Genomic DNA, 21,712 nt, shown 5'->3' on the forward strand with positions numbered 1-21,712 from the left:
AAAGTGCGCTTCCACCCTGTCATTGATCCAGTGAAACAATTTCTTCCGCCTCAACCACCAATCGATCCCCTACGGAAGCCCGACCGCTTCCAAGAATATAGCCCCGCCGACGCTTGATCACTTCAAAATAAAGATCAATTCGGTCCCCAGGCTTGGCCAAGCTGTGGAATCGAATTCCATTGAGGTTAGTCAGGTATGAAATTCCTTTTTTATCAATCGCAGCGAATGCCGCTAATTGTGCAAGCGACTCCACAATCAACATAGGAGGCATGTATGGGTTAGTGTCAGTAATGAACCACTCACTCCAGGTGACAAGCTTGTATCCCTTCGCCCATTGCGACGTTTCGTACCCGGTCACGCCATCCAACAGAAGAAATGGGTACCGGTGCGGAAGCACATCCGGGATATGGATTAGCTCTTCGCTCACAGGCTTATTCCCCTTCCCACTTGCGAACAGCAAGGCAGACGTTGTGCCCTCCGAAACCAAATGAATTGCTAATCGCCGCGCGGACCTCGCGTTCCTGATATACATGCGGCACAAAATTCAATTCAGGAGCTTCAGGATTTTCGCAATTGAGTGTCGGTGGTACTTTGCTGTGAATCATACTCTGCACAGTCGCAATTAATTCGACTGCCCCTGCACCGCCCATTAAATGGCCAGTCATGGATTTAATAGACGATATCGCCAATTGGGGGGCATGCTCCCCGAATACTTTTTGAATAGCGTTAATCTCCATACGGTCATTAAATGGCGTACTCGTACCGTGGGCATTGACATAGTCGATTTCCTGCGGTGTCAAGCCGCCATCCTGCAGTGCGATGTTGATCGCTTCTGCCGGGCCGGAGCCAGAGGGATCTGGAGCCGTGATATGATACGCATCAGTTGTGCATCCGTAACCCACAACTTCGGCCAGAATGGTGGCTCCGCGGTTCAAAGCATACTCCAACTCCTCCAGCACCAAAACTCCTGCTCCTCCACCGATGACGAATCCATCGCGATCCACATCAAACGGACGACTAGCCTTCTGCGGCTCTTCATTACGTCTGGAGAGAGCATGGATATTCGCAAAAGATGCCAGATCAAGCTGACTAAAATTGGCTTCTGCTCCACCAGCAACCACAACATCAGCCGTGCCGTACTGGATCGTACGTAATGCCTCACCAATGGCATTACTTCCTGTGGCACAAGCCGTAACCACAGCAAAAGAAGGCCCCTTGGCTCCAATAGCAATGGAGATTTCACCAGGTGCTGAATTAATCATCATCGAGGAAACAAAATAAGGAGAAACTCTTTTGGGACCAAGCTTTGTTAATTTCCCATAGTTCTCCTCTATAACGTCGAGGCCGCCTGCTCCAGAGCCGACAATAACCCCCACGCGACTTGCATTCCGCTCATCAATCACTAATTTTGATTGCTCCACTGCCTGCCGGGCAGCCGCCAAAGCAAACTGAGTGAACTGTGCGACTTTATTAGCTTCCTTCTTGCTCATATATTGCAATGGGTCAAAGCCCGTAACCTGTGCACCGATCTTTGTCGGAATGTCCGCTGTATCGAAAGCAGTGACAGGTCCGATTCCGCTTTTTCCTTCCAACAGTGAATTCCAGAAATCCGTAAGATTAAGCCCGACCGGCGTTACGACTCCCTGTCCAGTCACTACAACACGTCTTCTCACTGTATCCACGTCCTTCGTTGAAATTAATTCTTGGAAGCCTGTTGCTCGTAGAGAGGAAAGTCGCCATACACATGACTGATTTTTTCATGCACATCCGCAAGATCAGCATATACCTCGACGACCACAAGCTTGTTCTCCTGATACTTTTGCCAAGCAAGCTGAAGCTGTTCCCGTGCCTCTCCCTTACTCCGAATTGCAAGGCTTTCCACAAACTCATACTGAGGAATTTGAATTCCTGTCTTGGCCGCCTCAGAAACAAACGGGAGGGACCGCCCTGTGAGATGTTTATAATTCATCTGATTCTGCAACCAACCATAGCCACCATTATTGAGTACGATATAGATTAACGGTATTTGATACTCCACCGCCGTCATAAAATCCGAACAGAAGAGATTGAACGCACCGTCACCTACAAGTGCCACTACTGGACGTTGTGTCGCCACGCTTGCTCCCAGAGCAGCCGCCGCACCGAATCCAAGACTCGTTTGATCACTAGGAACAATCGAAAGAGAACCGTGGGCAAAGCGAAAATATGGATAAAAATAGGACCACATATCCTGCAATCCATTCTCTTGAAGAAGCACCAGATTTTCAGGGAACTCCGTCTGAATCATGTCCAACAGCTCAGGAACGTGGATTCCAGGGGTCTTTTTCAGCTCTTCCAGATAAATAGCCCTGTGAGAAAAAGCCTCCTGTTTACAACTCCCAATCGTTTCAAGCCACACTCCATCAGGCTCCTGCCCACGTCGTTCAAGCCACTGCTCCACCGCTGCATATCCATCACCGAGCACCTTGATACCCTTGTATTCGTGTGCAAAATCCTCCAGATTTACATTGACTTGAATCAAAGGTGTATCCTGTAGCAAAATATCCCACTCGAAGGTAGCCGTTTCTTCCAATCGACTGCCCAGTGTGATCACCACATCAGATTCCTTCCAGATTTGTCTTAGACTGAGATCTGTATAGAGTCCTGCAACACCACAGAAGAGTTCGTGGTCTTCATCAACTACACCCCGTCCCGAGGCGGTTGCGAACAAGGCGGCTCCATGTTGGTTAGCGAACCGCTCAATCACATCACCTGTACCTGACTTCATGCCGCCTCCGACTAGAATGAGTGGTCTGCGGGCGTTCTCAATAATTTCCCACGATGCATCCAACTCCCGACGAGACGGAGAGCACGACAGCTTTTCTGGTGGGGTAAACTGAAGCCCTGTTGGCACAGGCTGGTCCATCAGGTTTTCAGGGAGTTCGATATAGACGGGACCCGGTGCTCCATTGATAGCCAAAAAGGCAGCCCGCTCCATCGCCCATACAAGCCGATCCACATGCTCGACACGATAAGCCCATTTTACGAGCGGCTTCACGAGTGAGATTTGATCGGCTTCCTGAAAGGATCGGGTACCCAGCTTGTCTCCGCCAGTGCCAAGCGCCAAAAGCAGGAGCGGAGCGCCCAGGTTCTTGGCCTCCAGTAGCCCTGTAAGTGTATTACTGAGCGCAGGGCCTTTCCCCACAACGCATACGGACATCTGGTTGGTGGTGAGCGCATAACCTGCTGCCATAAACACAGCATTACGTTGATCTTTGCACAGAATAAAATCCATACCGGATGAGGGGAGTGACGATACGATTTTGAGATCATCACTTGGTAATCCAAAGAGATGCTGAACCCCAGCCGATTTTAAGTAGCCAATGATGGCATCCCAGGGAAAGAAGCTCGCAGTCATACCAAACTCCTCTTTTCCGACAAATATTCTGCGACAATTTCTGAAATCAAGATCGGCTTCGAAATGAGCTTGAAATCGTAAAAAATATAGTTCGACATCGTGCCATAGCCACCAAAAGGCTTATTGCCTTGATCCACATCCTCAAGCGTCTGATTAATGGTCAGCGTGTGCTTCTTTCGCAGAACGTCCGCCAGGTGACTAGACCCGTATAAGCTGCAACCCATTGCTCGTTCACTGAAATAACTGGAGGAAATACGCTTGATCAGCTGCTCGTCGTCTCGGTAGCTAACCACGTTGAAGACCGGTGAAAAATACTCAATAATCTCCAAATCCTGATCTAGCTCGCTATATACAACCGTTGGCTCCATCTTTTTCGTACGGAAATCAATGCCACCGCCGTAGATAATAAACTTATCGTTCGTATTAAAATATTCAGAAACTGAGTTCAGCGCATCTTTATAGAAAATAGGGGAATAGTTTGCGTTCGGATCATCGTTGGCTCCAAACACAAGTTGGTCAAGCCGTATAATCAGCAGGTTTTTGAAGCTCTCTGTCACATCTTGATGTACCAGAATGATGTCGGGTCCCAGGCAGTCCTGTCCTGAGTTGAACAGTCTCATTCGGATTACATCGGTAACCGCCAGTTCCAGATCAGCATCGGGTCCGATGACGAAAGGATTGATCCCTTGTCCATAGAAGATGTAGAGTTGGTCTTTTCGGATTTGTTTTTTGATCTTCTCCGCATTGACATAGCTCCCGGTGAACACCACAATATCAGCTGGCATAACCGAATTTTCCATAAAAACCCTTTGACTGACCTTACGAATATAGATGGGTAATCCGTGTACAGCCTGAAGCTTTTCATGCAGCATGTTGACGTACTCGTTTACGTGAGAAGAAGGGCGAAAGTCTATATTTTCAACGTACAGGGACGGAATCAAGAGGTATAATGCATAGGAGTACAAAATGACGTTGGAAGGCATGAATACAGCCATAGATCGTTGCCAGCTTGGCTGATAGGTCTGCACTTCTTGCAGAGCACCTTGAAGTGTGAGGATCGTGGAGTCAATTTCTGCATTGGCGGCCCGATAGGATGAAAATTGCGTGAGAATATCCATCACTTCCTGCCGATTTTCAATCAAATAATTGAGGCATTTCAGAATAGATTCATGCCTTTTCAGAAACAGTGTGTTTTCTGCCAGTTCTGGATTTATACTCATGGCACATTCTCCCTTTCCTGTATGCAGTTTTGGTATATATCTTGTTATGCTTTGCGAGAAGCAGCTTTCTCTAGAGCAACACGCTCCATCTCCAGACGATCTACTTTTCCATTGCGATTTAAAGGAAAATGATCGAGCGGAAGCAAAAGATCGGGAAACATGTATGAAGGGAGTACCTGACTCATCTCTTTGCGGAGCACAGGCACGACCTGTGAGGAATCACTTTCGATGAATGCGACAAGCAATGTCCCTTTAGCCTCATCCTCCAAGGTAATCACGCAGGATCGGTAGCCTAGCGAACCAATTCGGTCCTCAATATAGACCGGAGATACCATGTAGCCCATCCGGTTGACCGTCTTACCGCTGCGACCAATGACATACAGCATTCCGTCATCCAGATAGCCCAGGTCTCCCGTCTTGAACCAGCCGTCCTGTAGAACGGATTGCGTCAGGTCTGGACGATTTAGATAACCTTCCATGCATCCAGCACTGCGTATCCACACTTCGCCTACGATACCGTCCGCCTGCTGGTTGCCTGTAGAATCTAGTATTTTCAGATCCACACCAGGTAATGGTAGTCCACAACCCTTCGGACACTCTAGCGTCCCCAGCGTAACGTTGCCCAGTTCAGAAAGGCCGTAACCATTCAGCAGGGGCTGTCCAAATATGTTGTTAAATTTCTCTTCAAGGTCCTGGGTAAGTGGGGAACCGCCTACGCACCACATGCGCACCGGAGCTTCCTTGACCATTTCCAGTTGTTCGGGTTTTCGGTTTAGCATACGCAACAAGGTGTAAAAAGCAGAGGGGTTAGCGTCTACGACCGTCGCCCGGTCTTTCGTAATACTTGCAATGACGCTCCAGAGGTTTTTTGGATTGCAGATGATGAGAGAACATGAAGTTAACCACCAGGAGAAGATAAGTGAGATTCCATAAAAATGAGAAAAAGGCACAACGGGGAGCATATGGTCAGACGGTAGGTAGTTCATGGCGTGTATGGAATGCCTGATATTCTCCATAAAAGCTGAACCAGCTTTCACGATTCCCTTGGGTTTTCCCGTCGTACCTGAAGAATACAGAATGAGCGCATCTGGCCTCTCGCACCACTTGTTAAAGTCGAGGGCTTCAAGCTTTGGCTCTCCCACCCAATCCGGGTGTACTGCTTCTTCTTGAATCAGATCTTGAATTAGAATAACGAGAGCATGAGGAAGTTCTAAATCGGAATCCGTAAGGATGCAACAGGCACCTGCTTCATCATAGATTTGAGCCACCTCATCGAGCACAGTCTGCTCGTCCACCACAGTCACCGAAACAGCGATATTGCACAGGGAAAACAGAGACACAACAAACCAATAGGAATTGGCCGCTTTCAGAATCACTCTACCGTCTTCGGGAATTCCTCTGAGCGTCAACATCCGGGAGAAGATCGTAACGTCTCGCTCCAGACGTTCCCTAGTCATAATTCCTTCAGGTGAGATAATACGGCAATCCGTATGCGTAATAAGCACAACGTTCCCTCCTTACATCCCCGTAATATGGTATCCAGCATCTACATGGATAACTTCACCCGTAATGCCTCTCGATAAATGGGAAAATAGGAATAACGCCGTATCTCCGACTTCCGACGTATCAACCGTCTTGCGTAGGGGCGTAGTTTCTTCAATATGTTTGAGCATTGTGTTAAAATCTTTAATGCCATAGGCAGCCAAGGTCCGTATCGGACCAGCGGAAATCGCATTTACGCGAATGCCATATGTGCCCAGATCATTCGACAGATAGCGCATGCTGGCTTCCAGTGAAGCCTTCGCCACACCCATAACGTTGTAATTTTTGATCGCTCGTTCTGCGCCAATATACGTCATGGTGACGATACTTCCACCCTCTGTCATCAGTGGGTATACTCGACGGGAGACAGCAGCCAGAGAATAGGCACTGATTTCTTGTGCAACGGCGAATCCCTCACGAGAAGTGTCAACGAACAAGCCATCCAAATCCTCAGCCTTAGCATAGGCGACACTGTGAAAATAACCATGTAATACGCCTACTTTTTCTTTTAGAAAATCCGCCAATGCATCAAGCTCTTCATTGCTTTGAACATTACAAGGACAGACCAGTGCTCCTGGAATGGTTTCAACGAGCTTTAGTACCCGCTCTGCAACCCTCTCATTTTCGTAAGTAAAAATGAGCTGTGCTCCTTCAGCAGCTAAAGATTGAGCTGTCCCCCAGGCAATACTCCTGTTATTAGCCACGCCCATAATCAAAATGTTCTTACCGCTCAGTAGTACTGCCACAGAAACCACCTTTCTTTTTTTACATTTTTAAACAAAATAACAACTTAACTGCGTATGTCTACATTTATAGACATATGTAATCTTTCCTGGAATATTATCGCGTTAATTGCCAAACTTGGATAGGCGACGTTTTAGGCAAATCACAAAATTTATTTTAAAATTTGTGTAACACATCTTGCATGCTGTCTGTCATCTCACAAAAAATAGTTGTGTTGCTTCTGTTGGTCTGTGTTCAAATCGAAAGGGATACATGTGTGTGAAAAAAGATAGCGAGGCAAAAATAAGGTGACTGTCAAAGTGAGTTAAACATAAAATCCTCATATTTTTGTAAATATTTACATTTCGACGACGGACTCACCCCACTACCGGAAGTAACCACTTCATTTTCAACAACAATGAGTCTTCCGATTTGAACATCCTGAGTGACCAGCCAGATTTTATCTAATCTAAGTGTAAAGCCTTAACCTCTATAGACTACGCTTTTGTTTTTTGGGAGCTAAAGTATAGCTAAAGGAGACAACAAAGTCGATTGCCAGAACGATCGCCCATGTTTGCATAATGCCCTCCAAAGACACCGTACGCTGCGGATCATCAACATACACAATGATGGCGAGCAACAAAGCATTACCTATAGCCCAGCCCAAAAGGTGAAGCAACCAACCTATCCGTTCCTCTTTTGCATGAGCAGCACCATACTTGCGTTCAGGCTTGGGTCCCTTACCAAACCAATGGGAGAACCGTACATCCGCCCACTTAATTAACCTATGACCAAATGCTACTGTAATACCAAAATAACAGGCCGCCAAGCCAGTAGCAGTCGTAATCTCCATGCCACTTTTCACCGTGATGAACACCGCAATCAGTAGCAGGATATCAATAATGGGGGTAAATAGTAAAAGAAGACCGCCTAATTTCTTCAAGCCAAACATATACCTTGCGATCAAGCCTGCAACAACAAAAACCCAAAATAAAACTTCAGCACTAATAATAAATAAATACATAATAGATGATTCCTTTCAAATTAGAAATTGGTATTCACCTCAACTATCCCCCTTTCATGCCCACTATCATACAATATTATACATAATATTCCTAGTATTTTGTCTATAATTACATAAAAGGAAACAAATAGCCGTTTTTTCTGCGAAAATCAGTATCTGTTCAGCCCATTTCGTCTTGTTCTCAAAATGGGCATTTTACATGATATGCTACCCATAAAGAATTATGATGATCTGAAATGAAAAAAGATGTACCTATGCTAATCAGCACGGGTACATCTTTTTTTACAGATACACTATCCAATTACAATATGACCTTCGGGACGACGGTACAATGTCTTGGTCGAGCGTGGACGAATGGCATAGGCAATCGTAAGAGGACCAATCCGACCAATAAACATAGTCACACAAATAATCAGCTTGCCTGCGTCAGACAATCCTGGCGTCACTCCTACAGACAACCCTACCGTTCCGATTGCGGAAGCAGCCTCAAATGCAAGGGAGAGAAATGGCGCATCCTCTGTCATTAAGAGCAGTATAACCACAATCGAGAATATAAATAGGGCCAGTACAATAATGGTCAGCGCCCGCATCATGATATCTTTGGGGACCCTATGACGGAAAAACACAATTTCCTTCTGTCCTCGCATGACGGCGATTAGGGCACCTACCATAAGCAGAAACGTAGTCGTTTTAATTCCTCCTCCCGTGGAGCCCGGAGAAGCACCGATAATCATCAGCAACATAATAAAAAACTGACTTGCCTGCCTTAACCCGCTGATATCGACTGTGCTCGTACCTGATGATCTCGTGGAGACCGATTGAAAGACAGCTCCATATACTTTGCCTTCCCAGTTCAGCGCACCCAAGGTTCGTGCATTGGTAAACTCAAAAACAAATAAAACCAGCGCACCAACCACAATGAGCACTCCCGACACGCTAAGCACCATTTTGGAGTGTAGAGACAGTCTCCGGGTACGGCGAAAATCGAACAAATCGCTAAGTACAAGGAAACCCAAGCCTCCAGATATAACGAGCACAGATGCAATCATATTGAAAACAAAATCTCCAGCGTACTGTTGGAAGCTAGTCCCGAACAGATCGAATCCCCCGTTATTAAAGAGGGATACGGAATGGAATATTCCATAATATATCGCTTGTCCGACAGGCATCTCTCGCATCCACCGCAAAGCTAAGACGACGGCAGCTATCGCCTCAATGGTAAAAGAAAAGATCAGCACCTTGCGAATAATACGTACGATCCCTTCCATGCTATCGGCATTAATAGCCTCCTTAAGCAGCAACCGATCCTTTAACGATAATCGCCGCCCCAACAACAGCGCAAACAAGGTCGCTAAGGTCATAAACCCCAGCCCGCCTAGCTGCATCAGCACCAAAATGACGGTTTCGCCAAACATCGTATACGTTGAATCGACGTCAACAACGACCAGTCCTGTGACGCAAGCGGCTGAGACGGACGTAAAAAGCGAATCAATCCAATGCGGAGCATGACCACTATGATTGGCAACAGGAAGCATCAGTAGCAAAGTACCCAATGCAATAATCAATAAATATCCGATGACCAATATAAAAGGAGGCGATGCGAACCGACTAAGCTTGACGCTGCGTTTCATTAGAGTATTCTCTCCATCCGTTCTTATGAAAAAGAGGAACAAGACACGGGAAGCCCGGCTGATCCTCTATATTCATAATGTTATGTTATTCTACTGTTGGTTACGCATATGCGGGAAAAGCAGCACATCGCGAATGGAAGGCGCATCTGTCAGCAACATAACCAAACGATCGATGCCGATGCCCAGTCCACCTGTTGGTGGCATCCCGTATTCCAAGGCGCGGATAAAGTCATCATCCATTTCATGCGCCTCGTCGTTACCGTGCTCACGTTCCAGCAATTGTGCTTCAAAACGTTGGCGCTGGTCGATTGGATCATTCAGCTCAGTGAACGCATTCGCATGCTCACGAGCAACCACGAACAGCTCGAAGCGATCCGTAAACCGCGGATCTTGTTCGTTTTTCTTGGCCAACGGCGAAATTTCAACCGGATGTCCAGTAATAAAGGTAGGTTGAATAAGCGTTTCCTCTACGAACTGCTCAAAGAATGCATTCAGGATATGGCCAAATGTCATATGCGGTTCAACCGAAACTTTATGCTCTTTCGCAAGGCGATGAGCTTCTTCATTACTCATCTGCACGCTAAAGTCTACACCTGTTACTTCTTTAACAGCATCAACCATGGAGACTCTGCGCCATTGCGGCGTCAGATCCACTTCCTGGCCTTGATATTGAATGTGTTGTGTGCCCAGTACTTCCTGCGCAATATGTGCAACCATGTTTTCCGTCAATTGCATGATATCTTTATAATCAGCATACGCTTCATACAGCTCAATCATCGTAAACTCAGGGTTATGGCGGGTCGAAATACCTTCATTACGGTAAACACGACCGATCTCATATACTTTCTCCATTCCGCCGACAATTAGTCGTTTCAAATGGAGTTCAATAGCAATACGCATATAAAGCTGCATGTCCAATGCATTATGGTGCGTAACAAATGGCTTCGCCGCCGCCCCGCCAGCAATGGAATGTAATGTTGGGGTTTCAACTTCCAAATAGCCGAGCGAATCGAGATAACGACGCATGGATTGAATAATACGGGACCGTGTAATGAACGTTTTTTGTACTTCAGGGTTCATAACCAAATCGACATACCGCTGACGGTAACGCAATTCAACATCCTTCAGGCCATGATATTTCTCTGGTAATGGATACAAGGATTTGGACAAGACCTCAATATCCAGCACTTTGATTGTCGTTTCGCCCGTTTTGGTCTTGAAGAGCACACCCTTAACACCAACAATATCACCCAGATCCAAAATACCAAATGCTTTATATTTGGATTCAGGTACTGTGTCTTGACGAACATAAATTTGAATACGTCCGCTAAGATCCTGTATATGAGCAAAGCTGGCTTTTCCCATCACACGTTTAGCCATAATACGGCCTGCTATGCTAACTTCAATATTCTTTTCTTCCAGTTCTTCCTTAGTCAAACTGTCATACTTGCTCAGTAGTACGCCCGCTTCAGCCGTGCGTATGTATTTGCGTCCAAAAGGATCAATGCCCAATGCGCGAAGCTCGTCCAATTTGGCACGACGAATTTGTAATAGTTCACTTAATTCCTCGCGATTTTCTTGTGTTTCCTGGTTAGTAGTTTCATCCGACATGGTGCTAAATCAGCTCCTTCAATATGAATAGACGGGCCGGGGTCCGTCCGGGTGTAGAGAAAAAAAGCTTCCACAAGGAAGCTTTTACATTAAATTCCAAAGTCCGTGTCTTATTTCTTGATATCCACGATTTTATATTGAATAACGCCTGCTGGAACGGTGACATCCACAACAGTTCCCTTTTTCTTACCGAGAATTGCCTTGCCAACCGGACTTTCATTCGAAATCTTATTCTGTAGCGGGTCGGATTCGGCGGAACCTACGATAGCATACTCTGTAATATCTCCGAATTCCAAATCTTCAACGGTCACAGTTGCACCTACTCCCACAACATCGGTGTCAATTTCATCACTATTGATAATGCGGGCATTGCGTAGCATCTTTTCCAACGTAATTACACGGCCTTCAATAAAGGCCTGCTCATTCTTCGCATCCTCATATTCGGAGTTTTCACTAATATCTCCGTATCCGATGGCTACCTTAATCCGTTCAGCCACTTCGCGGCGTTTGACAGACTTTAAGTTCTCAAGCTCATCTTCGAGCTTTCTAAGACCTTCCTGTGTCAGAATGACTTCTTTATCGCTCATCTTAACCGATTCTCCTGTCATGGGAAAAGTTTAAAAGTGCATCGGAATGCACGCTTTCAAAACATAATATGCCACTCTGAGGGAATGAGAACATTTCCTGCTGTTGTCTTGAGAGCTGCACACAATTTGTAGCATACATCAAGATTTTATACTGAACGATTATAGGGCAAGCAATTGGAAAAGTCAATCGCGTGCGCAGGCCGGAACAGCTTCCTTATTGCGCAACAGCAGTAGGAGAAGCAGCACTTGTAGAAGGCTCATCGTTATCTACCATGTGCAATTGAGATACAAATTGATCCAAAATACGTACCATATCGTCGCGCTTTGTTTCTTCCATAATGACATCCTTAATACGTGCAGAACCTTTAAACCCCTTGAGGTACCAAGCCAGATGCTTGCGCATTTCACGGACAGCTACCGCTTCACCCTTCAATGCAACCAGACGATCCATATGCAGAATGGCAATGCGGATTTTTTCTTCCGGTGAAGGATCGGGCAACAGCTCACCTGATTGCAAGTACTCAATCGTACGGTAGAGCATCCACGGATTCCCCAGAGCACCACGTCCGATCATAACGCCATCACAATTGGTCAGATCCAGCATGCGGCGGGCATCTTCCGGTGATGCCACATCACCGTTTCCAATTACAGGAATGGAAACTGCTTCTTTAACTTCTTTTATAATATCCCAATTCGCATGTCCCGTATACAGTTGCTCCCGTGTACGGCCATGTACGCTAACGGCCTGACCTCCGGCACGTTCAACAGCGCGAGCGTTCTCTACGGCATAAATATGCTCGCTATCCCAACCAATACGCATTTTCACGGTAACCGGCTTGCTTACCGATTCCACTACCGCCGATACCATTTCATAAATCTTGTTTGGATCGAGCAGCCAACGAGCACCTGCATCACATTTGGTCACTTTGGGAACCGGGCAGCCCATATTGATATCAATAATATCTGCATTCGTTTCCTGATCTACCACCTTCGCTGCTTCCACCAAAGATTCGCGGTCGCCTCCAAAAATTTGCAAGCTAAGCGGCTTCTCGCGCTCATCTACAAACAGCATCTCACGTGTACGCTTGTTGCCGTGAATGATGGCCTTATCACTAACCATCTCTGCACATACCAAGCCTGTACCGAACTCCTTGGCGATCAAGCGAAAAGCAGGATTGCACACGCCTGCCATGGGTGCCAAGACGACTTGGTTTTTCATTTCAATATCGCCGATTTTCAACATATCTGTTCACCCCTTTATTCCTTCTTTTATATCGTCACTTATCGTCATTCCGTCAATTCCCGGACTTCAATTTCTAGCGTTTGGGCGATGATATTCAGCATGTCTGGGTCTACTGTACGATTGCCTCGCTCCACAGCACCTAGTACAGTCAAAGATATACCAGTACGTTCTGCCAACTCCTGCTGTGTGAACCCTTTTAGCTTCCGAAAGGCGCGGAGTCGTTGCGCCAGCTGCATGTTTTCCAAAGCTGTATGCCGTCCTTTCCATCCACAGAATTCAATGCAGTATGCACGATACTGTACAGACCGGACGGATCTTGGTTCGGAACGATATCAGCCAAAGGAACCAGCACAAAAGCACGCTCCAACATACGAGGGTGAGGAAGCTCCAAATCCGGTGTAGCCAGTTGCGCCGCTTCCATCCATAACAAATCCAGATCAATGGTTCGTGGCCCATTAGGAATGTGTCTTACTCTCCCCAGACGACTCTCCACCTCCAGCATATATACCAGAAGCTCCTCTGGAGCAAGTGTTGTGGATACGGCTACCGTCATGTTCAAAAAAGAAGGTTGATCCAGATACCCAACAGGCTCTGTTTCGTACAGGCTGGAGCACCGAAGCACCCGTATACCCGGATGTTCGTCCAGCGCCGTAATGGCTTCATACAGGGTATGCTCGCGCTCCCCCAAATTAGCCCCTAAAGCAATATAAGCCTCTGATGCCTCAGAGGTCGAATGTGCATTCATGTATCGTTCCTACTTTCTTGCGCGATAAAGCTCAACCGTCACGCCCTGAAAATGAATATCAAACGGCGGATGCGGCTTTGTGACTTTGACAGTCAGTGCATTGACACTAGTATAAGTGTCCAGTAGGGAAGATGCAATACGTTCGCCCAAAGCTTCAATCAATTGGTAAGATTCCTTTTCTACAATATCTTTAACGGTGTAATGCACCTCGGCGTAATTAACCGTTTTGTCCAAGGCATCCTGCTCACCCGCTTCACGCAGATCAAGCTCCAGTTCCAAATCAATATAGAAACGTTGTCCCAGCTTGCGCTCCTCTGGAAAAACGCCATGATATCCGTAATACTCCATACGATGCAAAACCATTTTATCCATCGTGGGTATCCCCCCCTGTTTTTTATTAGATTTTCTCAATAAGCTCAACTTAAAAGTTTCGTATCGTGCCATTGCGCAGTCGGATGGTGCTCCCCATCGCCACTGCCCCAGATTTCTTGAATAAAACCTATAATAAAGGTAGAAATTCGGGGAAGTGATGCTTCCGAAGCGAGCTTTCCTACGGAAAGCTTTTAAAGCGACCGCTTTGCTTGTACAGCACCATTCCGCCTACTCCGTTCTCGTTCTACTTGATCTATTCTTCTGTTCACCTTACACAATAAATAACTCCCTAAAAATACAGTGACTTTATGGCGCGTTGTAGCGGAATGAAGGATTTGAATCCGGAGAAGCGAAGCGCTCGCCTTTGCAACGGGATTCTAACAGTCATATGTTTACCAATTCAAAAGAATCCCGTTGCAACAGCGATCGCAGGATCAAATCATTCATGAAGCGTCTTCTAACCACCATAACTCAGTGCATTTTTAGACCCGTACACCATCGCATCACACATACGTACGGTGCGCTTGATTTGCGCCACATCGTGTACACGCACAATCTGGCACCCTTGAGCAATGCCAAAGGCAACGGTAGCCGCCGTGCCCTCCACCACATCATTCACAGGCAAATCCAGTGCTGTACGAATAAACCTTTTGCGCGACGTAGCCAATAACAGCGGAAAGCCCAGCTGACTCAATGTATCGAGAGAAGTCATGGCATGAATATTTTCATCGTAATCCTTGGCAAAACCGATACCTGGGTCTAAAATGATCTGTTCCTCACGTACCCCCGCATCCAGCGCTAATCGGATACTCTCTTTTAAATCAGACAGCATATCAGAAACCAAATCACTATAATTACGATCATGACGATTATGCATCAAAATGACCGGGCAATCGAATTCCGAAGCTACACGTGCCATATCGGGGTCTGCCTTAAACCCCCAGACATCATTAATGATATGTGCACCAGCTTCAAGCGCCTGCCTGGCTACTTCGGCTTTGTAAGTATCTACAGATAACGGAATGTGCGGTGCAATACGATGGATGGCTTGGACGACCGGAATGACCCGTGCCAGTTCCTCTTCCACACCTACTGGGTCATGACCCGGGCGGGTAGACTCCCCACCAATGTCAATGATATCGGCTCCATCTTCCACCAGCTTCAATGCATGTAAAACAGCAATCTCGGGACTATAATGTAATCCTCCATCGGAAAATGAATCCGGGGTCACATTCAGTATGCCCATGATCTGTGTGGAATGTCCGAGCGTAAGCTCGGCATCCCCCATTCGGTAACTACGTTGATAAAGGGTCGGTATGTTCACTTGATCCCTGCTTTCTGTCTATAATCGTGCAACAGCAAAGCTGTTATGGACCTGGGCTGTGTCAAGGGAACCGATACATGGTTCGTTGCTCCACCCGGCTCCAACAACAAATCCACGGGCCGTATTTCTTGTATAGAGTTGGTCATAAAAATTTCATCAGCCTGTTTCAGCTCGTCCCAGCGGTACAAACCTTGCTCACAAGGAATGTCTCGCAGATGCGCCAGCTCCAAAATGAATTCACGCGTAATGCCTGGCAGAATTCCTGTAGACAAGTCAGGGGTATACAGCGTATTATTCCGCACAAAAAACAGATTGCTGACCATTCCTTCTGCCAGAAAACCATCCGCTGTAAGCATCATTCCTTCAGCCTTATAACGGACAGCCTCGGCATACTGCTGAAGTTCCCGCTTCGCAAGAATATTATTCATATAATGGAGCGACTTTAAACGAACCTCACCCTCTGGAGTGTTTCTGGGGGTTCGCAACAACTGAAGCGCCGATGTGGAAATGGATTGCCCGGTTTGTGTATTGGTAGAGGGCAACGGTTTCGCAAACAAAATATGGTTGGGGCGCGTATAGTCCCCCGTCGGCAATCCTAGCACCTCTTCGCCCGCTGATACGGTGTAACGAACATAGGCTTCATCCAGTCCATTCGCCACCATCAGATGTTGGATGTGTCTCGTAAGCTGCTCCTCATCCGGTTGAAAAGGAATGCCGAGCATTCGGCAACCTTCCTGCAGTCGATGCAGATGCCAATCCAGCAAGAATGGAACACCCTTGTAGGTGCGGAATGTTTCAAACAAGCCCATTCCGTATAAAAAGCCGTGATCACTTACGTGAATCACGGCTTTTGCGGCTTCCGTGAGGACGCCGTTGACTCCGATATATTTCATGAATCAGACGCCTACCTTGCGTTTTAGGAAATTGCGTAACAGTTGATGCCCATAATCCGTAATAATGGATTCTGGATGGAACTGAACTCCTTCTACGGCAAATTCTTTATGCCGCAAACCCATAATTTCACCTTCTGCGGTTTCCGCGGTAATCTCTAGACACTCAGGCAGACTCTCGCGCTCCACCAGCAATGAGTGATACCGGGTTGCTGTGAACGGAGAAGGCAAGCCTTCAAATACTGACGTATTGTGATGAAGAATCGGTGATGTTTTACCGTGCATGAGTCGTTCAGCCCTGATAACCTTACCGCCAAAAGCCTGTCCGATGGCCTGGTGGCCGAGGCAAACGCCAAAAATCGGAATGCGACCTTTAAAATGGCTGATCACATCCAGTGATATCCCTGCCTCATTCGGCGTGCATGGACCCGGCGAGATCAAAATATGCTCTGGTGCCAGCTCTTCTATGCCTTTCACATCAATCTCATCGTTCCGTTTTACGGTTACTTCTTCGCCAAGTTCACCTAAATATTGAACAAGATTGTACGTAAACGAATCATAATTATCAATCACCAAAATCATACGACTCACCCTCCTGTGATACCGCTTTTGCTCAAAGCGGCTTCTTCTTCACCACATTGTACCGCCTTCATGACAGCTCTAGCCTTGTTCCGACATTCCCGATATTCCCTGTACGGGTCTGAATCAATGACGATCCCCGCACCTGTCTGTAAATAGGCAGTGCTGCCTTTAACAGCTAGTGTTCTTATTATAATATTTAATTCCATATTGCCGTTATAGTCAATCCATCCAAGGGACCCTGTATAAGGCCCCCGACGAACGGGCTCTAATTCTTCAATAATTTCCATGGTGCGCACCTTGGGTGCCCCGGTAATGGTTCCGCCTGGAAAGGTAGCAGCAATTACATCTATAGCTGTACGACCCGAGGCTAATTTTCCTTCAACCTGAGAAACCAGGTGCATAACGTGCGAATAGTATTCGACCGTCAGCAGTTCAGGCACATGCACCGATCCGTATTCGGCAATCCGTCCGATATCGTTACGCTCCAGATCGACGAGCATAATATGCTCGGCGCGTTCTTTTTCGCTTGATAGAAGCTCTGCTGCCATAGCGGCATCTTCATCCGGTGTTAGCCCTCTTCTTCTCGTACCTGCAATTGGTCGGGCGCTCACACGTCCATCCTCCAGCTTCACCAACAATTCCGGCGAGCCACTAACGATCCGTAAATCTGGCATACGCAGCATACCCATATAAGGGGAAGGATTCAGCAGACGAAGCCATTCATATATATTTTCAGGGAGGGCTGTAAGCGCACGTTGCTGACGAATCGATAAGTTGACCTGGAATACATCCCCTTGGGCAATGTATTCCTGCACACGTTTCACGGCTTGTTCAAAATCTTGTTGGTTGAATGCCGCTGTCCAGCCTTCAGATTCAAGATGAGCAGCCTCTAACCCTTCTTCGGCGAGCCTAGCACAACGACGAGGGTACGCAGAATCAATCTCTCCTGCATTTATGATGTTATTCCACTGAGTCAGCATACGTTCTGCACGTTGGGCAGCTTCCGCGTAATGCTCGCAAAGTATAGGATTTGGCCCATCCAGCATAACGCGATTGGTCAAATCGGTATCACTACTGACTTTATCGGAATGCGCAGGAGCGGGCATATGAACAGCACAATATATGCAGGATTTTTCGTGATCGTAAATCCATAGCTCATCCACCCTCATCCATACATAATCAGGTATGTCTGTATCGTCTGCAGCTTGAGATGGCAAACGCTCCAACGAGCGAGCTACATCGTAGCCAAGATAACCCGCAAATCCTCCAGAGAAAAAAGGCATGCCAGGTACACGCGGCGCACGGTAAGGAGCGATCCAGTTGCTCATGACTTTCAAAGGTTGACCATGCATTTCTCCATGTTTCCCGCTTTGCAAATCAGTCCAAACTGCATGTTCTCCCTTGCCCTCCAATATAGCAACCGGATTTAAGGCCAGATAGGTGTACCTCCCACCTTTAGCGCTCTCCAGCAAAAAGGCATATGAAGACGAATCCTCCCAAGCCTTCCGCCACGATGACGGTAGCCCCCCCACGGGTAATGGGTACTCAGCAATATAAGGAAGTATGCTCCAGCCTTCCTCCTGCCAAACCTGCCACTGCGTCTCCGTCACTCTAGCTGTCGATTTCATCCGTGTGTGCTTCCCCTTCCCTACTTTTCAATAAGTCTATATTCTCTCCTTAAAAAGAAACCCCCACCCCCCTGCAACAGGGAAATGAGGGAATCCTTACGTATAGTATACACAATTACGACATAATTACAGCTCGAAATTGTATAGTGGTGTACTCAGGTAACGTTCTCCATTACTTGGAACAATGACAACGATCCGTTTACCCTTGCCCAATTGCTTAGCAAGTTTCAAAGCCGCATGAACAGCCGCGCCAGATGAAATACCGGACAAAATGCCCTCTTCCTTGGCCACTCTACGTGCTACCTCGAAAGCTTCATCGTTTTCTACATGAATAATTTCATCATAGATATCGCGGTTTAAAATTTCAGGAATAAAGTTGGCACCAAGTCCTTGAATTTTGTGGGGTCCTGGCTTACCGCCTGCTAACAGTGGGGAAGAGGCAGGCTCTACAGCCACAACTTTAATATCAGGGAATTCTTTCTTAAGCACTTCTCCGGCACCAGAAATGGTTCCGCCAGTACCTATTCCCGCTATAAAAGCGTCCAGAGTTCCGCCAATGGAACGAATGGCTTCCACAATCTCAGGACCGGTCGTTTCACGGTGAATTTTGGTATTAGCTTTGTTCTTGAACTGCTCAGCAGCAAAATATTCCGGATTTTCACTCAGCAATTCTTCCATTTTCTTAACGGACCCGTTCATGCCTTCTGATCCTGGTGTTAGCACAAGTTCGGCTCCATAAGCACGCAACAAATTACGACGCTCTATGCTCATCGTTTCTGGCATAACGATTACTGCCTTATAGCCCTTCGCAGCAGCAACCATAGCCAAGCCGATTCCTGTGTTACCGCTAGTTGCTTCAATAATCGTACCGCCTGGCTTAAGCAGACCTTCACGTTCAGCTTCTTCTACCATGCTAATCGCAATACGATCTTTTACACTGGAGCCTGGGTTCTGATATTCCAGTTTCAAATAAATTTCGGCGCTATCTTCCGGTACGATCCGGTTGAGCCGAACGAGGGGAGTTTCCCCGATAAGTTCGGTGATGTTATTAACAACTTTAGCCATGATAATTCCTCCCTGACTGTAGATGATGTATTAAAAATTGCGAAATCATTTTGTAGATCATTCTTAGTCAATCACTTTAATTCTGTACCGTTCATTTAATTTCCGATAAAAATAGTGGGTTTTATACGCTAATCATAACAATCTTCAATTCCAATGTCAATACGAGTGAGTAAGCCGCGATGCTGTCAACCCGCGTTATCAGCATCGCGCTTCCTTCAAACCAATATTCTTTCACTACGTTACAGAGCAGCGGAGGATGCATCTTTTCCAGATAAAATACGCGCTCCATATTTATCACGTAGACTCTTCTCGACCTCTTCCAAAGGAGCGGCCTGTGCAAGCGCAAGAGATCGGCGAATTTGCTGCCGGATCTGCTGCTTATCCGGAGAATTCTTCAACCGGACATCCTGTACATAAATGACAGCATAGCCATCGTTAACAGAGATCGGACCTGCAACATCCCCGGAGCTTAGCTCTCTCGCCGCCTTCATGATCGCCTCCGGTTGCAATGGATCATATTCATCCACCCATCCCAAATGCCCGCTGCTATCCTTGCCAAAAGGCTTACCTGAATACTCTTGAATCAGCACATCGAAGCTCTCCCCCTGCTTGACCCGATCTAGCAACGCTTCTGCTTCCTCCGCATTATCCACATAAAGAGCTGCCAATTGGATCTGCTTACCGACGGCAAATTCCTCAGGGTGCTGTTCCCAATACTCGTCAATCTCAGCTTCCTGAACTTGAATACCCTGCGTGGCTATTTTCTCCAAACCAATCCGGTATTCCGCTTCATTCCGCAAGTCAACCGGATCTAAGCCAAACTGTCGCTGCATTTCATCAAAGTAGGCATGATCTGAGTCATACCCTCTACTATCCTGCTCCAGCACCTGCTGTAAATCCTCTTGGGTGATCTTGATACCGAGACGCTTGGTTTCAGCCTGCACGGCTTTACGATTCAACATTTGCAACAGCGTATTGGTTCCATATCGCTTTTTCAGTTCCGCTACCCACTGTTCCTCCGATATGCCTTCCTGACCCATCTCCGCCACAGTATGATCGCCGTCATCCTTGCTTACATCACCCGGCTTTGACAGCCCCCGAAGCATGATAAGACCACCCAAGGCGGCGACGCTAACGGTCAGAATAATGACAGCTGTCCATAATCCTTTTTCCCGTGTAGTCATCGCTTGCACCGCCCATCCGGTTAGGATTTGGCTTGATCTAACAGATTTTGCAATTCATCCTTATTAAACTGATAAGCCTCATTACAAAAGTGACATACGACCTCAGCCTGTCCTTCTTCCTCAATTAACTGCTCTAATTCGCTTTCTCCCAAACTGATCAATGTTTTTTCCACGCGCTCACGTGAACACTCACATTGAAAATGGATATCCAATTCATCGAGAATCCGAACGTCCGGCAGCATCCAGCGCAGCATTTCATCAAGTTCCAACCCTTGATCCAGCAAAGCAGTAACGGGTGGAATGGAGCTGACTGCATTTTCGATCGCAGTAATCTCATCATCATTCAAGCCTGGAAGCAACTGAATAATAAATCCACCGGCCACAATAACCGTGTTATCCGTATCTACCAGCACACCCAAGCCCACCGCTGACGGGGTCTGTTCCGATTTGGCAAAATAATAGGTAAAATCCTCACCCAGTTCACCGGAAATAATCGGAGTACTGCCGCGATACGGTTCTTTTAACCCCAAATCCTTGATGATATGAATGAACCCCTCTGTACCTACGGCACCCGCTACATCCAGTTTGCCCATACTATTGCTTGGCAAATGCACATGCGGTTCAGTAACATAACCTCGCACTTCCCCTACAGCATTGGCATCAACGACGATTTGCCCAATCGGTCCATCACCTTTAACTTGAATGGTCAATCGCTCTTTTCCTTTTAGCATAGAACCCATAATAGCACCTGCTGTGAGGGTTCGCCCCAAAGCAGCGGTAGCCGTTGGATACGTATCGTGTCTTCTCCGCAATTCCTCTACCAATTGAGTTGTCCGAACAGCAAAAGCTCTAACCCTCCCATCCATGGCTGTGCCACGAATAAGTCGATCCTGCTTATTTTCCATATTGATATCCTCCCCTATTCACCAGGACAGCTATGCTGC

General features: G+C 46.9%; 21 protein-coding genes. All 21 read right to left on the reverse strand.

Going from position 1 to position 21,712, the window contains the following annotated elements:
- Nucleotides 1-19: 19 nt before the first annotated feature.
- The gene (locus GRP75_RS02905) at nt 20-427 is read right to left on the reverse strand and encodes a 3-hydroxyacyl-ACP dehydratase FabZ family protein (protein ID WP_025721676.1); all 408 of its coding nucleotides are present in this window, start codon (nt 425-427) and stop codon (nt 20-22) included.
- 4 nt (nt 428-431) lie between these two features.
- A complete protein-coding gene (fabF, locus tag GRP75_RS02910; protein ID WP_160788566.1) occupies nt 432-1,673 on the reverse strand; it encodes a beta-ketoacyl-ACP synthase II in 1,242 nt (413 codons plus the stop codon).
- Between the two features lie 23 nt (nt 1,674-1,696).
- Nucleotides 1,697-3,397: a thiamine pyrophosphate-binding protein gene (locus tag GRP75_RS02915; protein WP_160788567.1), complete on the reverse strand. Its 1,701-nt coding sequence runs from the start codon at nt 3,395-3,397 to the stop codon at nt 1,697-1,699.
- Nucleotides 3,394-4,617, reverse strand: coding sequence for an aldehyde dehydrogenase family protein (locus tag GRP75_RS02920; RefSeq protein ID WP_160788568.1), 1,224 nt, complete (start codon nt 4,615-4,617; stop codon nt 3,394-3,396). The genes GRP75_RS02915 and GRP75_RS02920 overlap by 4 nt, the downstream gene beginning before the upstream one ends.
- Nucleotides 4,618-4,661: 44 nt before the next feature.
- Nucleotides 4,662-6,122: an AMP-binding protein gene (locus GRP75_RS02925; protein WP_160788569.1), complete on the reverse strand. Its 1,461-nt coding sequence runs from the start codon at nt 6,120-6,122 to the stop codon at nt 4,662-4,664.
- Nucleotides 6,123-6,134: 12 nt separating this feature from the next.
- Nucleotides 6,135-6,905 (reverse strand): enoyl-ACP reductase FabI, encoded by a 771-nt coding sequence (fabI, locus tag GRP75_RS02930; protein WP_013308164.1) that lies wholly within the window; start codon nt 6,903-6,905, stop codon nt 6,135-6,137.
- A gap of 467 nt (nt 6,906-7,372) precedes the next feature.
- Complete coding sequence (locus GRP75_RS02935) at nt 7,373-7,906, reverse strand: hypothetical protein (protein ID WP_025719307.1); 534 nt, start codon at nt 7,904-7,906, stop codon at nt 7,373-7,375.
- Between the two features lie 293 nt (nt 7,907-8,199).
- The gene (locus tag GRP75_RS02940; protein WP_023986461.1) at nt 8,200-9,537 is read right to left on the reverse strand and encodes a TrkH family potassium uptake protein; all 1,338 of its coding nucleotides are present in this window, start codon (nt 9,535-9,537) and stop codon (nt 8,200-8,202) included.
- Nucleotides 9,538-9,627: 90 nt separating this feature from the next.
- The gene (lysS, locus tag GRP75_RS02945) at nt 9,628-11,148 is read right to left on the reverse strand and encodes a lysine--tRNA ligase (protein ID WP_023986460.1); all 1,521 of its coding nucleotides are present in this window, start codon (nt 11,146-11,148) and stop codon (nt 9,628-9,630) included.
- A gap of 110 nt (nt 11,149-11,258) precedes the next feature.
- Nucleotides 11,259-11,735 (reverse strand): transcription elongation factor GreA, encoded by a 477-nt coding sequence (gene greA / locus GRP75_RS02950; protein WP_013308160.1) that lies wholly within the window; start codon nt 11,733-11,735, stop codon nt 11,259-11,261.
- A gap of 214 nt (nt 11,736-11,949) precedes the next feature.
- Complete coding sequence (gene dusB, locus GRP75_RS02955) at nt 11,950-12,978, reverse strand: tRNA dihydrouridine synthase DusB (RefSeq protein ID WP_160788570.1); 1,029 nt, start codon at nt 12,976-12,978, stop codon at nt 11,950-11,952.
- A 44-nt stretch (nt 12,979-13,022) separates the two neighbouring features.
- The gene (locus GRP75_RS02960; RefSeq protein ID WP_025719314.1) at nt 13,023-13,223 is read right to left on the reverse strand and encodes a helix-turn-helix domain-containing protein; all 201 of its coding nucleotides are present in this window, start codon (nt 13,221-13,223) and stop codon (nt 13,023-13,025) included.
- On the reverse strand, nt 13,175-13,723 hold the full coding sequence (gene folK / locus GRP75_RS02965; RefSeq protein WP_023986458.1) for a 2-amino-4-hydroxy-6-hydroxymethyldihydropteridine diphosphokinase: 549 nt from the start codon (nt 13,721-13,723) through the stop codon (nt 13,175-13,177). The genes GRP75_RS02960 and folK overlap by 49 nt, the downstream gene beginning before the upstream one ends.
- A gap of 9 nt (nt 13,724-13,732) precedes the next feature.
- Complete coding sequence (gene folB / locus GRP75_RS02970; protein ID WP_023986457.1) at nt 13,733-14,095, reverse strand: dihydroneopterin aldolase; 363 nt, start codon at nt 14,093-14,095, stop codon at nt 13,733-13,735.
- A 457-nt stretch (nt 14,096-14,552) separates the two neighbouring features.
- Complete coding sequence (gene folP, locus GRP75_RS02975) at nt 14,553-15,419, reverse strand: dihydropteroate synthase (RefSeq protein ID WP_023986456.1); 867 nt, start codon at nt 15,417-15,419, stop codon at nt 14,553-14,555.
- A complete protein-coding gene (locus GRP75_RS02980; protein WP_160788571.1) occupies nt 15,416-16,312 on the reverse strand; it encodes an aminotransferase class IV in 897 nt (298 codons plus the stop codon). Before GRP75_RS02980 ends, folP begins: the two co-directional genes overlap by 4 nt.
- 3 nt (nt 16,313-16,315) lie before the next feature.
- The gene (gene pabA / locus GRP75_RS02985) at nt 16,316-16,891 is read right to left on the reverse strand and encodes an aminodeoxychorismate/anthranilate synthase component II (protein ID WP_013308153.1); all 576 of its coding nucleotides are present in this window, start codon (nt 16,889-16,891) and stop codon (nt 16,316-16,318) included.
- A gap of 5 nt (nt 16,892-16,896) precedes the next feature.
- Nucleotides 16,897-18,519 (reverse strand): anthranilate synthase component I family protein, encoded by a 1,623-nt coding sequence (locus GRP75_RS02990; protein ID WP_160788572.1) that lies wholly within the window; start codon nt 18,517-18,519, stop codon nt 16,897-16,899.
- Between the two features lie 126 nt (nt 18,520-18,645).
- Nucleotides 18,646-19,584, reverse strand: a complete 939-nt coding sequence (cysK, locus tag GRP75_RS02995; protein WP_160788573.1) for a cysteine synthase A — start codon at nt 19,582-19,584, stop codon at nt 18,646-18,648.
- Between the two features lie 239 nt (nt 19,585-19,823).
- The gene (locus GRP75_RS03000) at nt 19,824-20,768 is read right to left on the reverse strand and encodes a peptidyl-prolyl cis-trans isomerase (protein ID WP_160788574.1); all 945 of its coding nucleotides are present in this window, start codon (nt 20,766-20,768) and stop codon (nt 19,824-19,826) included.
- A 20-nt stretch (nt 20,769-20,788) separates the two neighbouring features.
- The gene (gene hslO, locus GRP75_RS03005) at nt 20,789-21,673 is read right to left on the reverse strand and encodes an Hsp33 family molecular chaperone HslO (protein WP_028542509.1); all 885 of its coding nucleotides are present in this window, start codon (nt 21,671-21,673) and stop codon (nt 20,789-20,791) included.
- Between the last annotated feature and the right edge of the window lie 39 nt (nt 21,674-21,712).

The sequence above is a fragment of the Paenibacillus sp. OT2-17 genome (assembly GCF_009827695.1).
Classification (GTDB): domain Bacteria; phylum Bacillota; class Bacilli; order Paenibacillales; family Paenibacillaceae; genus Paenibacillus; species Paenibacillus polymyxa_B.